This window comes from Micromonospora sp. LOL_023, from assembly GCF_048060115.1.
Taxonomy (GTDB): domain Bacteria; phylum Actinomycetota; class Actinomycetes; order Mycobacteriales; family Micromonosporaceae; genus Micromonospora_E.
In genome coordinates this window covers 71,641-85,768 of sequence record NZ_JBHMIM010000017.1, presented here as the reverse complement: position 1 = coordinate 85,768, position 14,128 = coordinate 71,641, and the positions used below count along the sequence as shown (strand labels likewise).

Here is a 14,128-nt window from a genome sequence, read left to right as displayed (position 1 = left end):
GGCGGCGGGCCGGTCGGAATCATGTCGCCGGCACCGGGTAACGACTCAGTCGAGAGGGCACCGGAACGGGTGGTGAAACGAGTTACCAGGGGGAGCGATGGTGCGGGTGATCGAGATGCTGCCGGGCGACGTCGACCGCGCGATCAGCGACGACCACATCCTGCTGGACCGGCTCTTCCAACGTCTGGAAGCCCGCCACGGCGACCGACGGATCCTCGCCGACCAGGTGGTGTACCGGATCTCCATGCACCTGGCCGCCGAGGAGCAGACCCTGGACCCGGTGCTCGACGATCCAGCTGTCGCCGACCGGCTGGCCGCCGGTGGGCTGCCCGCAGAGGTGGCGGCCGACCTGGTCCGCCGGGGCCGGGACACCCGGCAACGGATCAAGGAGGCGGCGGCCGAGATCGACCGGTCCAAGCCCGGCAACCTGGATTTCGAAGAGGCGCTCGACCATCTGATCGCCGACGTGCGGCGGCAGGCCACCGAGCAGGAGGGCACGCTGCTGCCGGCGCTGCGTGACGCGGTCGGACCGCAGCGGATGGCCGAGATCGGCGCCCAGTTCACCGCCGCGAAGAACCGGGCCCCGACGCACCCGCATCCGCAGGTGCCGAACAACGCCCGCAGCGGGCGGATACTGGGTGGCCCGGCGGCGCTGCTGGACCGGCTCCGCGACCGGACCTCGGGCCGGCGGGGCTGGGTCGCCACCGACGCGTCCGGGCTGCTGGAGCCGCAGTCACAGGCGCTGCTGGACGCGTTCGCCGCTCTCGGTCCACGGCCCACCGAGGTCCTCGACCCGGGTGAGGCCCGACGACAGCCGACGTTGACCGATGCGGTGGCCCGCATCCGTACCGACCGTGGTGACCTGGACGAACGGGAGCCGGTCGACTCGGTCTTCGACTACGTCATCGACGGCCCCGGCGGTGGGCTGACCCTGCGGGTGTACCGGCCGACGTCGGCCTCACCCACCGCCGGACTGCCGGTGCTGATCTACCTGTACGCCGGTGGCTGGGTGGTCGGCAGTCTGGACACCTACGACGCCACGCCCCGGGCACTGTGCAACAAGGAACGGTGCCTGGTGGTGGCGGTGGACTACCGGCACGCGCCGGAGCACCCGTTCCCGGCCGCACACGACGACGTGCTCGCCGCCACCCGGTGGCTGCTGGCCAACGCCAGCGAGATCGGCGGCGATCCGGACCGGATCGCGATCGCCGGCGAAGCCGCCGGCGGCAACATGGCGGCCGCCACCTGCCTACAGCTGCGCGACGCCGGTGACCGGCTGCCGCTGCTGCAGGTGCTGATCTATCCGGTGACCCGGATCGGCATCGACGACACCTCCGGCGTGGACGCCGCCGACGCGGCACCGCTGAACCGGCCGATGCTCAGCTGGTTCGCCCGCCACGCCTTCCCTCGCCCGGAGATGCTGACCGATCCCCGGGTGGCGCTGCTGGACCTGCCGGTCGAGCGGCTCGCCGGGCTACCACCGGCGGTGGTGATCACCGTGGAGCGGGATCCGTTGCGCAGTCAGGGGCAGGCGTTCGCCGGGTGGCTACAGGCGGCCGGGGTGCCGGTCGAACACATCCACTACGACGGCGTACCGCACGAGTTTTTCGGGATGGGGGCGGTGCTCGACGTCGCGGTGGCGGCCCAGGACCGAGTGGCGGCGGAGCTGCACACCGCCTTCAACCCGTCCGGCCAGTCGTCGAGCGGTTGGCCGACCGGCGTCTGAGCCGACCGGCATCTGAGCCGACCAGCGTCTGAGCCGACCGGTTCAGCGGTCGGCGAGGTCGGCGACGGTGTTGACCAGGCCGGCCGCCGTACGCGGGTCCCTGGTGCTAGCGACGAAGTAACGCCCGTCGGAGAGCTCGACCCGGATGCCGGGGCCGGACCTGGTGATCAGGCCGCGTCCGCGCATGTCCGGACTCAGGCGGTAGCCCCAGCCGCCCCATTCGCCGACCCGCACCGTCGTCTCGACGGCGCCGGCGATCTCCCGCGCCGGTACCGTGATGCGCGGCCACCCCCACGGGCCGAATCCGATGTGAATTCCCTGCTGGTCGATGGTCAGTCGGTTGACCAGCAGCATGGCCAGCAGTGCCATCGCGAGCAGCACCGGGCTGGCGACCCAGACGTTCGTCCAGACCGCGAGCAGCCCGGCCAGCAGCAGCAGCGGGGCCAGCAGCCACAGCCCCTGCCGGGACACGGCGGCCCGCTCGGTCCAGCCGGCGTCACCTGGCCGCAGCGGGGTACGGGGCAGTTCGGCGGCGGGGCGCCCGGTGGCCGCCTGATGCCCCGGCGGTGACCCGCACACCAGGTACGCCAGCACCGTCCAGCCGGTCACCCCGACCAGCAGCGCGGGAATGTGCCAACTCGGCGCCGGTGCCTGCATCGGGTCCAGCACGTCGACCGAGAGCGCCACCATGGTGAGCCAGATTCCGGCGACGAAGCCGGCCGCCGCCGCGCCGACGGTGATCAGCCAGCGGCGTAGCCGCCAGCGCAGACCCAGTGGCAGCACCCCGACCGCCGCGAGCACCGCCCCGGCCGCAGCGCCGATCGTGTACCCGGTGACGCTGTTGGTGAGCGAACTCGTCGCGTCCACCATGTCGGCGGAGTTCCAGTGCATCGGCAGCCGGTGGGGCAGCCGGTGGCGCAGCAGCTCGGCGGTGGCCGGGACCAGCGCGACCGCCAGTACGGCGATCAGCAGGCCGAGCACCCGCCGGACACCGCCACCGGCGCGGTTGTCCCCGGTCGTCTCCGCGTCGCCCACCTGCCGATTGTTCCGCAGCTGGGGCGCTACGGCCCGGGTGGGGGCGGGCGATGTGACGCTCACCGTTCTGCTAGAGCCACGGACGGGCTGGCCGGCTTGGCCAACTCCGCGTTGAGCGCGGCGGTGACCACCGGATCCGGTAACTGGTCGACGGTCCGCTGCGGCCAGTTCCGTTGGACGCTCTGGAAGATGACCCGGTCGAATTCCGGCACCTGGCCGTTGCGGGCCATCGGCAGGAAATCGTCCCAGTGCAGCGTGTCGAGCTGCGCGAAGAACGGTGCCATCTGCATTTCGGCCACGTAGAAGAACGAGTCGTAGACCACCAGCGTCCGGCCGGGCACCATCGGCGTACCGGCCGGGGCGCTCGTGGTGTGGATGTGCTGCGTACGGCCCGAGTCCATCGTGATGGCCGAGGTCTCCACGGCGACGCCCGCGCGGCGTACCTCCCAGTTCGCCACGTTGTCCTCACGGGTGATGCCGAGCAGCGGGTACAGGTCGCCCACCACCTTCCGGTCGGCAAGCTGTCGCGCACCCGGTGCGTCGCGCAACTGCTCCGGGACACCGCCCCGGACGACCAGCCGGTCGAGCACCGCACGGGTGAACATCATCGCGCCCTGGTAGCTCCAGTGGCTGTCGCCGAACTGCCACACCCGGCCGGGCTCGGCCCGCTCCGCTTCGGCGAACTGCGACCACAGGGTCACCACCGGACCGGCGTGGTCGTCGCCCCAGCGGGCTTGGGACTGCTCCCGTACCGGATCCGCGCAGACCATCAGTGCGTCCGCCGGCCAGCCGAGCTTGTGGCGCAGCACGGAGGTCTTGTCCGGCGCGACGACGAAGAGCACGTCCTTGCCCGAGCGGTGCGCGATCTGCTCGAAGGCCCGTAGCCGCGTGTCCACCGTCGCGGCGTCGAACGGCGTACGGCAGGGCTTGGTGAAGTCCTCGGTGAAGAACGGTGTGCGGTCCTCGCCGACGTAGACGCTGCTGGTGAAGCTGGATCCGAGCCCGTCGTACCCGGCCCTGCCCACGGCCTTGACCACCTCGCGCCGCAGCGTCAGCCGGTCCCGCAGCGCCGCGTCGAACTGCCGGTAGGTCTCGGTTTCGGCGACCGTGGCGGAGTCCAGTTCCGGGAAGGGTACCGGGTTGCGGTTCTCCCCCGCGTTGTCGTCACCACGGACGCTCATCAGGGTCGGCGCGAGCAGCAGTGCCGCCAGCGCGGCGGTGAGCAGGCGGGCGGCCGCCAAGTTGTGTCGGCCGGATCGCGGTGTGGCACCGGCCGGGTCGGCCGGACTGTCGCGGTCGCGGTCGCGGTCGCGTTCGAGGTTCGGCGTCTGCGTCATGCGGTCCTCAGAACTGTAAGTAGCATCTGGCTCTCTGCAGAGCTGGAAGGAGCGGTCAGAACTGGAAGTAGAGGAACGGGCTGAAGTCGAGCCAGAGGGCACCCACGACGGCGACGGCGAGCAACACTGGCGCGGAGACCGTGGCCACCCGCATCCGGAAGCCCTGAAACTGGCCGTGGACGAGCTGGAACCCGGTGGTGGTACGGGGGGCGAAGAACGCGGCCACGCCCAGCACGAGCGCGGCGACGGTCAACGGCGTGAGCGTGATCAACACCATCGGCGGCGGTGCGGCCAGCCCGCCGGCCACCATCGCGTTCCAGATGTACCCCGTCTGGGTCAGCGTCTCGGACCGGAACGGCACCCAGACGACGATGATGAACATCGCCGTCACCGCCCGCCGCAGCCAGAGCAGGCGATCGCTGTCGCGGACTCCGGTGATCCGCTCGACGAGTAGGCCGAGGCTGTGCAGGCCGCCCCAGAGCAGGAACGGCCAGGTCGCGCCGTGCCACAGCGAGGTCAGCATGAAGGTGATCAGCAGGGCGGCGTACTCGCGCCGGATTCCGTGCCGGCTGCCGCCGAGCGGGATGTAGACGTAGTCCCGGAACCAGCGGGAGAGCGTCATGTGCCAACGCCGCCAGAAGTCCGCCGGTCCCAGCGCCGTGTACGGTGCCCGGAAGTTCTCCGGGAACTTGAATCCGAACAGCATGGCCAGGCCGATCGCCATGTCGGAGTAGCCGCTGAAGTCGAAGTAGATTTGCACCGTGTAGGCGATGGCGGCCAGCCAGGCGGTGGGCGCGGACATGTCGCCGCCGGTGACGCCGAAGGCGGCATCCGCGACGAGGCCGGCGGAGTCGGCGATGCACACCTTCTTGGCCAGCCCCCAGGCGAAGCGGGTGATCCCGTACGCCGCCATCTCCAGTCGGACGTCCCGGCGGCTCTTCAACTCCTCGACGATTTCCGCGTACCGGACGATCGGACCGGCGATCTGGTGCGGGAAGAGAAAGAGGTAGAGCAGGTAGTCGCGTATTGACCGTTCGGCGGGGATGGCACCCCGGGCGGTATCGACGACATAGGAGATGGCGTGGAACGTGAAGAACGAGATGCCCAGCGGTAGCGCCCAGGTGACCGGCCCGATGCCGAACTGATCGCTCCAGCCGATCGAATCGGCGAAGTCGGCGAGCGGCGGCAGGTATTTGAAGAGGAAGAGCGGTACGAGCAGCAGCGCGATCAGGGACACGATCGCCGCTCGTGGCATGGCGGGCCGGGTTCCTGCTTCCTGAGCCGCCTGCGCTCGTCGCCCGGCCCGCCACCCGATGAAAGCACCGAAGAAGCTGATCAGCCCCACGTAGAGCAGGACGCCGATTTCGCCGCCTGCGCCCCAGAAGTAGAAGAGCATGCTTGCCAGCAGCAGCCAGATGTTGCGTAACCGGACAGGTGCCGCCAGGTAGCCGAGCAGGGTCAGCGGTAGGAACAGAAACAGGAAGGTGGGCGACGAGAAGGCCATTCTCAGGCTTCCAGGTGAGTTGGGGGGCGGTCAGCGCGGTGCAGGGCGGATCCAGGGTCGAAAGTGTTCGGCACAAACCGCGTCATGGTAGCGACCACTTGTGGTCGCTGGGCATCTGCTTGGCGGCAGAGACGAGGCGTGACAACGTGGTTGCGGAAGGCGACTGAGGGGTCGGTCAGTCGTCGGACAGTCGGTGGGCGGTGGGTCAGTTCAGTCCTCGGTGAGGGCGGCCGGCAACGGTTCGGTGTGCAGCACCGTCAGCCGGGACACCGCCCGGGTCAACACGACGTACAGCCGGTGCAGCCCGCGTGGTTCGGCGGCGACGACGTGGGCCGGCTCGACCACCACCACGTGGTCGTACTCAAGGCCCTTCACCTCGGTCGCGGCGACCACCGTGACCCGGACGCCGCCGTCGCCGCTGTCACGGGCACCCTCGGCGACGGCGATGCCAGCTGCGGTCAGTGCGTCGCCCAGCCCGACCACGGCCGCCCCGGCGGCGATCACCCCGACCGAGCCGTCGTGCTCCAGCGCCGCACGTACCTCGGCCACCGTGGCACCCACCAGATCCTCGACGCTACGCAAGGTGAGTGACCCGTCGCGGCGCAGCGATACGGCCGGCGGCACGTCAACACCGAGGTGCGGCAGTAGCCGGTTGGCCAACTCCACCACCACCGCCGGGACCCGGAAGCCGACCGTCAGCGGCACCACCGGCGTGTCCGGCCGGCCGAGGTGGGTCAGCGTCGCGCGCCAGTCGGTGGCCGCCCACGGTGCGGTGCTCTGGGCCAGGTCACCGAGCAGGGTGATCGAGCCGTGTTCGCTGCGCCGGGCGATCGCCCGGCACTGCATGGCGGACAGGTCCTGCGCCTCGTCGATGACGACGTGGCCGAAGCCGGCCGGCCGGTCCAGCAGCCCGGCGACCTCGTCGATCAGCACCAGATCGGCCTCGGTCCACCGTACGGCGCGCAACGATCGGGCCGCCGGGCGCAGCAGTGCCGCCTGCTCCGACTCGTCGAGCAGCCCGTCGGCCGCCGCCGCCAGCCGCTGCGGGTCGGTCAGCAGCGCGGAAACCACCTCGGGCGCGGTGAGCGCCGGCCAGACCCGGTCCATGAAGGCGCGGACCGGGGCCACCCGGGCCATCCGCCGCAGCCAGGCGTCGTCCGGCGACTCGGCGCGGCGGGTCTCGGCCTGGCGTTGCAGCAGTGCGACCACCCGGGCCAGCACCCGTTCCCGGCCGACCCGGTACGGCGGGTTCTCCTCACGGACCGTGCGCACGATCCGGTGCAGGGCCTCGGTGCCGATCCGCCAGCGGTAGGAGCCGTCCGGCACCGTGATCGGCTCGTCCGGCACGCCGAGGTACGCCGCCACGGCGCGGCGCAGCATCTGCGCCATCGCGGGACCGTGCTTGATCATCGCAGTCGCCGGGTCGTCCTCGGCGCGCACCGGCACCGCGTCGATCAGCTCCGCCAGCGTGCACTGGGCCACCTCGACCTCGCCGAGGGCCGGCAGCACGTTCGCGATGTACGCGAGGAACGCGCGGTTCGGCCCGACGATCAGCACGCCGGCCCGTCGCAGCCGCTCGCGGTGCGCGTACAACAGGTATGCGGCTCGATGCAGGCCGACAGCGGTCTTGCCGGTGCCGGGGGCACCCTGAACGCAGATCGAGGCGCCCAGCTCGGCGCGGACCAGTTCGTCCTGCTCGGGTTGGATGGTGGCGACGATGTCGCGCATCGGCCCGACCCGGGGTCGCTCGATCTCGGTGGTGAGGATCCGACTGGTGGCGCCGAGCTCCTCGCCCCGGTCGAGGTGTTCGTCTTCGAAGCTGGTCAGCTCACCGCCGGCGTAGCCGAACCGTCGGCGTACCCGTACCTGTTGCGGATCGCGGGCGCTGGCCTGGTAGAAGGTACGACTGATCGGAGCCCGCCAGTCGAGCACCATCGGCTCGCCGGCGTCGTCGCTGACGTGCCGCCGACCGATGTGGTAACGCCCGCCAGCGTCGTCGGAGGCATCACCGGTGCCGGTGCTCGCGCTCGCGTTCGTGCTGGTGCTGGTGCTGGTGAAGTCGAGTCGGCCGAAGAACAGCGGCGTGTCGGGGTCGTCAGCCAGCTCGGCGACCCGCCGGGCCAGGTGCCGGCCGAGTGTCTCGGCGGTGTACGCGTCACCGGCCACCCGGTCCCCGGCGGCGAAGAGCGACTCGGCCCGCTGGCGCATCCGGTGCAACGCGGCGCGGGATGCGACCAGGTGTGCGCGTTCGGTGATCAGCTCGGTGTCGAGGTCGGTCGGGGGCACGCCTACTCCCTACGGGAACGCTGGTCGCTCGCGTGTCCGATCCGCCCGTCGGGCGTCGGCGCGGTGACGTCCGTCAGCGGTGCCTGCTCACCCTGGCCGTCAAGCGGGCAGTGACGATACGCGCCGATCCGGCGGCTCCACCACCCATTTTCGCGTCGCCACCCGTGCTGGTCTGCGATTCATCGTCGCGGGTGACAAATGAGCGGTGGAGCGGATCGACCTCAGCTCAGCCGGGGTCGTGCGGTTGTCGGCGAGGTAGGCAACTCGGCGAGTTCGGCGAGGCACGCCCAGGCACCCGGCACATCGAGCGCCCGGGCGGCGTACGCGACGTTCTGCAACTCCGCACCGAGGTACCGGTCGTACTTCTCGTGCATCTTGTTGCGGACCGTGCTGGCCAGCGCCACCGGATCCGGCCGTGGGCCGGTGGCGAGCATCTTGACCAGGGCGAGAAGCTCGGCGGGGGCGCAGTTGCCGACGGTGATGGCAAGGCCGTCCTGCCCTACTTCCAGGCCGTGGGTGGCGAGAGCCACGGCGAGGGTGTTCATGATCCGGTCCCCGCGCCACGGAAACAGGACAGTCTCCGTGCCCCAGCTGAAGATCCGGTGGGTGGCGTGTCCGGACGCGTGGAAGGCGGCCCGCCCCTCGGCCAGCAGGGTCCCCGCTGCCGTATCGAGATAGCGGGGCACCTCGCTCGACCGGTACAACTGACGCATCGCGCGCCGTACCTCGTCGGCGATCTCACCGCCGGTGCCGGGGAAGACCGGCGGCCGGCCCGCTTCGGCGGCGGTCAACTCGATCACTCGCTGCGTCGTGTCCACGGCGAGTACCCGCCAGCGTGCACCGCTGAAGATGAGCGACGCCCCGGGCAGGATCGGGCGGTCCACGGGCAGCGAGCCGAGGGTGTAGCCATCCGCGACCAGCCGATAGTCCATCGAGGTGCGGAACGAGGCGTAGAAGCTGTAGTGGCTCAGGAGCCGTTCGCCCGCGTCACCCGGCAGCAGCAGCCCGTCGGTGTGCTGCGCGACCAGATCGTGCCGACCGAGGTCGCGCAGCAGACGCACGAAGGTGCTCCGGTCGACGCGGCGGAACGGGCCGTCCTGGCACAACATCTCGAACAGCCGGGCAGCCGTCACGCCGCCGTGCTGCGCGGCAACGGACAAGATCTGTTGGACGAGCGTCGACAGGTGCAGCCCGCCGGCGCTCGGGGGTTCGTACCAGGCCGACATGAGCAGGGTGATCATCGCGACGCATTGGAACAGTTCGGGCCGCAGGGCGTCGGTCGGGCTGATGCCGGCGGTGAGTTCCGGCTCGGCGACGTAGACGCGCAGCACAGCTGGCCGCCCCGGCCGTCGTCCGGACCGGCCCAGTCGCTGGCGCAGGCCCGTGACCGTCGGCGGGGCGCCGATCTGGGCCACCGAGTCCACCGAGCCGACGTCGATGCCGAGTTCGAGGGTCGAGGTGCAGATGGCCGTCACCGGGCAGGCCGGGTCCTTCAACCGCTCCTCGACGTGCTCCCGGACCTCCTTGGACAGGCTGCCGTGATGGGCGAGGAAGCTGGCCTGCGCGGCGGCGCGCACGGCGCGCCGGGCGAGCATGTCGGCGTAGACCTCGACAGCGGCGCGGGAGTTCGCGAAGACCAGGTTGTCGCTCGCGCGCAGGGTGCGGAACAGGTGGTCGGCGATCGCGCTCCGGTCGGCGGGCTCCTGATCCGGTGGTGTCGGGGCGGCCGGGGTGAGGTAGCCCCGGACCTGGAGCCGGATCTCGCCGCCGGGCTCGCTGGAGGTCACCACCGCGACCTGGTGACCCGCACCTGGGCGAACGAAGTCCGCCGCCGCGGCGAAGTCACCGAGCGTCGCGGAGAGCGCGATTCTGGGCACCCGGCGTCGACCAGCCAGTTCGATCCGGTGCAACAGGGCCTGCAGCTGAGCACCCCGCTCGGTACCGAGAAAGGAATGCAGCTCGTCGACCACCACGTAGCGCAGTCCACTAAAGATCCGCCGGACCCGGTCGGCGTGCCGGACGAACAACGCCTCCAGCGACTCCGGGGTGATCAGTACCAGCCCCGCCGGCGCGCGGAGGACCCGGGACTTGCCGGCCGCCGGGGCGTCGCCGTGCCAGCGGTGCACCCGCAGGTCCAACTGCTCGGCGAGATCGCTGATCCGGTCGAACTGATCGTTGATCAGTGCCTTCAGTGGGCTGACGTAGAGTGCCGCGACTCCGCTACCGGCACCGACCTCCTGCTGACGGGCCAGGACGGAACAGATGGGCAGCAGCGCGGCCTCGGTCTTGCCGCTCGCGGTCGCCGAGGCGATGATCACGTCGTGCTCCCCGCTGATGATCAGCTCAGCGGCTCGCTCCTGCGCGTCGCGGAGCCGGTCCCAGCCACGGTGGTAGATCCATCGCTGGACCGTCGGGTGATACATCGCGAAGGCCTGCGACGGTCCCGCCGAGGGCGGCGGAGCAGGCAGGTCAGAGGCGGAAGGAAGCGAGTTCGTCATCATCGACGGGGGCAGGCTGGGCACCCGGCGACGGGTCGGTCGGCGTACCTGCGGTGCCGGCACCGACGGCCGGGCCGATGTCGACGTTGTCCAGCATGGCGGACCAGGAAAGCTCCGGATGCTGTTCGAGCAGCGCGAGCAGGTCGAGAAAGCCGCGGATGGTCTCGCGGGGGGTGCGGAAGTACGCATCCCCGATCCGTTGCGCGCAGTGCGCCATGTACGCGGTGAGCGCTTCGTCGGGCACGAGGTACCGCGTCGGGTCTCCGGCCGCGTACACGTGCCGGAGCTTGGTCAGCAGGACGAAGACGTCCTCCGGGGTGAGATTGCCCAGGCGCAGGACCGGGCCGGAATGGTCCACCAGATCGCGGCCGGCGAACCTGTTCGGCGCCAGGCGGGAGGCGAGCGCCGGGTACGAGAACAGCCCACGCCGTGGATCGAGAAGGAACTCCGGCGTACCACCGAACAGGAATCCGAGGTGCTCGGCGTTGCCCTGGGTGGTGTCGTTGACCATCCGCAGCACCTGCTCGTAGTTGGCGTTGCGGGCCGCCGAACCGGTGATCTTGTACAGGTTGACCATCTCGTCCAGGCAGACCAACAGCCCGTCGAAGCCGGCCAGCCGCACGAAACGTGCCATCAACTTGAGATGGTCGTAGAAGGTCGAGTCGTCGACGATGGTCCGGACACCGAGCGCGGACCGGGCATCGACCCGGCTGGTGAACTCGCCCCGTAGCCAGCGCACCGCGTCGGCCCGGAGCCGCTCGTCGCCGTTGTCGTAGCCGCGCCAGTAGGCGCCGATCACGGTGGCGAAGTCGTATCCCCCGGTCAGTTCGGCCAGCGCTGCCAGCCGAAGCTTGATCGTGGCGGCCGGGTCGTCGCCGGTCGCGTTGGCCTCGTTGAGCGCGCCGGTCACGAAACGTTCAACGAGGCTGGCCAGCGCCCCACCCTCGGGCCGCGCCCGGGTGGCGAGGTTTCGCATCAACTCCGCGTAGAGGCTGCGGGCCTGCCCGGAGGCGGCGTGCAACCGTCGGTCCGGGGACAGATCGGCATGGACGGTGACGAGCCGTTTCTCCAGGGCGACCGAGCGGACCAGATGGAGGAAGAAGGTCTTTCCCGAGCCGTACTCGCCGATGACGAATCGGCAACCGGCGCCGCCGTCGGCGATCCGGTCGATGTCCCGGACGGTAGCCGCGATCTCCTCGGCCCGTCCGACCTGGATGTGCTGCTGGCCGGATCGCGGAACCATGCCTGCCCGCAACGATGCGACGATCGCGTCCCGTTCACGCTGCCTGATCCGGCTGGTCTGGCCCGGTGTGCTCAGGTAGGTCATCCAGCCAGTCTAGGAGTACGTCGTTGTCCACCAGGAGCGGAGCGTCACCGTCGATGATGGGCGCGCCGACGGCGTCGATCGCAGCCTCGTTCAACACGTCGAGCGCGCCGTCCGGCAACACCCGGTGCGCCACCGCGAGTGACGTGAACTCCTCCCGTGTCCAGTGCGGTCGGTCGGCGAGCGCGCGCATCAGCGCGCTGTGCGCCGGGTCGAGACCGGGGATCGGCACTGCTTCGACCTCGGGTGGAGCTGCGGAGCCCCGGTCGACCGGGGCCGGCCCGGCGTCTTGGCCGGCAGCAGGCCCGGAGTCTTGGCCGGCAGCAGGCCCGGCGTCGAAGATCGCGGTGAGCAGGGTCGAGACCCTGCTGCTTTCCGCGATCTTGCGCTGCACCGCAGCCCGGTCGAGCGGTACGCCCCCGGCTGGCCGCGCCCGGCCGCCCGGTGCTGTCGCCGTCACCGGACTCGCCGGTGGCGGGCCGGACGAAGCCCAGGGGAGCGCGTACCCGCTGGGGACGGCCTCGGCGGCCTGTACGACGACGGGCCCGTCCGGCTCATCGCATCGGCGAACCGCCGCCGGGCCGGCATCGCCGGTCGGCGACGAAGGTCCCGCTGGTGTCGAACCAGCCGCAGCGGTCACCGGGGCGGCGGTGAGCTGCGCCGTGGCGGCCTGGGCCGCGATGACGAAGCCGGGTGCGCCGCCGACGCTGCGTTCGTGCAGCCGACGGAAGACCAGATCCGGATCCAGGTCGAGGATCCGGTAGATCCGGGTCAGCGCGGCGACGACGCCCGGCCCGACCACAGGATCCGCCGCCACCGCCACCAGGACCAGGTACCGGCCGGCGATCTCCCGCTCGGCCATCGTCAACCGGGCTGTCTGCCGGCCCAGCCGGTCGACATCGACACCGGTGGCGAGGTGCCAGCCCAGCCGGGCTGCCAACCGTTGGTCCTCGCCAGGGTCCAGCCGCAGCACGGCCGCGAGGTCGCCGACCGTGGCCAGCGTCGCTGCCGCAGGGGCGCTGCGCGGGTCGATCGGCCCGGTGGCCGAGACAACCGCGGCCGCGCAACGGGCCACCGCCGCCGCTGCGGGAAAGCGTGCGCTCGGGCGATCGGACATCGGCCGGCCCAGCCGGAACAGCATTGCCGGCCCCGGCCTCAGGGCGGGCGCGCCGAAACGGACGTCCGGCTCCACACCGAAACCGAGCAGCCCCAGCACCGCGAGCAGGGCGGCCGCCTCGTCGCGTGCCATCCGGTCCGGTGCCGCCGTCGACCAGAAGGTCCAGAACTCGGCGGCGTCGACGATTACCCGCGGACCGCCATCGAGCTGCCGCTCGCCCCACACCCGCAGTGCACCGAGCCGACCGTGGCCGGCGTCGACGAGCGCGGGCGGCAGCAGCGTCGCGGCGGCGAGCGAGCCACGGCCCTGGGGGAATCTGGCCAACCACCGCCGGTACGGATCGAGATCGGCGGCCACGCTGTCGACCAGGGCGCCGAGCGCCCGGGTGGTGCGCGGTTCCGCCAGTACGTCGGGCAGGTCCTCCCGGCAGACCAGGGTCGTGGCGAGCCCAGGGTTGGCCGGTTGATACCGCAGTCGGACTCCGGGCAGGTCGTTCGGCGCGACGATGCCGGGCCCATGCTGGTCGCGGTACCGCAGGGCGAACAGCCGGTCGAACTCCGTCGAGCAGGTGAGTTGCGCGCTGCGCTTCGGTAGCGACGGGTGGTGCCTGACCCAGGCGAGTGCCCAGTCTGCGGGGACCGGGGTGGCCTCGGCCGCGAAACGGGCCAGCGCCACCCGTACCGCCATCGTGGTGCTGCCGTGACCATCGGGGTCGCGGCCGGCCACCGCCGGCCGGGACGCGGGCGGTAGCTCACCGGCGGCGGGCACTGTCGTCAGAAGTTCCAGCAGCTGGAGCAGACCGTCTAGCGTCCCGCGCAGGGCCGGCCCGCCAGCGCCGTACCGGCCGCGCAGCCTGCGCACCTCGGCAGTGATCGCCGGCAACTCGCGGCGTACCGCCGAGGGGTGCTCGTCGGCGTCGACGAGCACCCGGCGCTCCAACCCGAAACAGAACAGTTGGATCAGCGCCGCGGCGACGTCCGTGTGCCGGCCGCCTGCCAACCAGGCCAGGTATTCGGCGCGGGTGGCGGGTGCGAGCAGGTGGTAGGCCAGCGCCGGGCCGGAGCCGGGGTCGGCGGCTGAGCGGGCCGAGGCCGCGGCCGGCAGGTCCGGGTTGATCAATGCGGGCTCGACGCCAGCGGCGGAACCAAGGTGTCGTCCGACGTAGATCAAACCGCCGGGGATAACATGGCCGCCGACCGCAACCGGCTCCCCCGGCGGGGACCACCGTCCAGCTGCGAGTTCGGTTCTGCTTGCCACAGTCCCGACTCTATCCACCGGGCGGTGTCACGGCGGGAGGCGAC

The 14,128-nt window shown here is 71.2% G+C and carries 8 protein-coding genes; 1 reads left to right on the top strand and 7 read right to left on the bottom strand.

Annotation, left to right across the window (positions count from 1 at the left end; genetic code table 11):
• The first annotated feature begins 97 nt into the window (after positions 1 to 97).
• Complete coding sequence (locus ACFHVL_RS11905) at positions 98 to 1,726, top strand: alpha/beta hydrolase fold domain-containing protein (protein WP_416627689.1); 1,629 nt, start codon at positions 98 to 100, stop codon at positions 1,724 to 1,726.
• Positions 1,727 to 1,768: 42 nt separating this feature from the next.
• Here ACFHVL_RS11905 and ACFHVL_RS11900 read toward each other — a convergent pair whose 3' ends face one another.
• From ACFHVL_RS11900 to ACFHVL_RS11870, 7 genes are all read right to left on the bottom strand, one after another.
• Complete coding sequence (locus ACFHVL_RS11900) at positions 1,769 to 2,761, bottom strand: hypothetical protein (RefSeq protein WP_416627688.1); 993 nt, start codon at positions 2,759 to 2,761, stop codon at positions 1,769 to 1,771.
• 59 nt (positions 2,762 to 2,820) lie between these two features.
• The gene (locus ACFHVL_RS11895) at positions 2,821 to 4,098 is read right to left on the bottom strand and encodes a hypothetical protein (RefSeq protein ID WP_416627687.1); all 1,278 of its coding nucleotides are present in this window, start codon (positions 4,096 to 4,098) and stop codon (positions 2,821 to 2,823) included.
• A 55-nt stretch (positions 4,099 to 4,153) separates the two neighbouring features.
• Positions 4,154 to 5,602 (bottom strand): MBOAT family O-acyltransferase, encoded by a 1,449-nt coding sequence (locus ACFHVL_RS11890; protein WP_416627686.1) that lies wholly within the window; start codon positions 5,600 to 5,602, stop codon positions 4,154 to 4,156.
• Between the two features lie 210 nt (positions 5,603 to 5,812).
• Positions 5,813 to 7,888, bottom strand: a complete 2,076-nt coding sequence (locus ACFHVL_RS11885) for a HelD family protein (RefSeq protein WP_416627685.1) — start codon at positions 7,886 to 7,888, stop codon at positions 5,813 to 5,815.
• A 221-nt stretch (positions 7,889 to 8,109) separates the two neighbouring features.
• Positions 8,110 to 10,311, bottom strand: a complete 2,202-nt coding sequence (locus ACFHVL_RS11880; RefSeq protein ID WP_416627684.1) for a DEAD/DEAH box helicase — start codon at positions 10,309 to 10,311, stop codon at positions 8,110 to 8,112.
• Between the two features lie 46 nt (positions 10,312 to 10,357).
• On the bottom strand, positions 10,358 to 11,713 hold the full coding sequence (locus tag ACFHVL_RS11875) for an ATP-binding protein (RefSeq protein ID WP_416627683.1): 1,356 nt from the start codon (positions 11,711 to 11,713) through the stop codon (positions 10,358 to 10,360).
• Complete coding sequence (locus ACFHVL_RS11870; RefSeq protein ID WP_416627682.1) at positions 11,664 to 14,084, bottom strand: TerB N-terminal domain-containing protein; 2,421 nt, start codon at positions 14,082 to 14,084, stop codon at positions 11,664 to 11,666. Before ACFHVL_RS11870 ends, ACFHVL_RS11875 begins: the two co-directional genes overlap by 50 nt.
• Positions 14,085 to 14,128 lie beyond the last annotated feature (44 nt).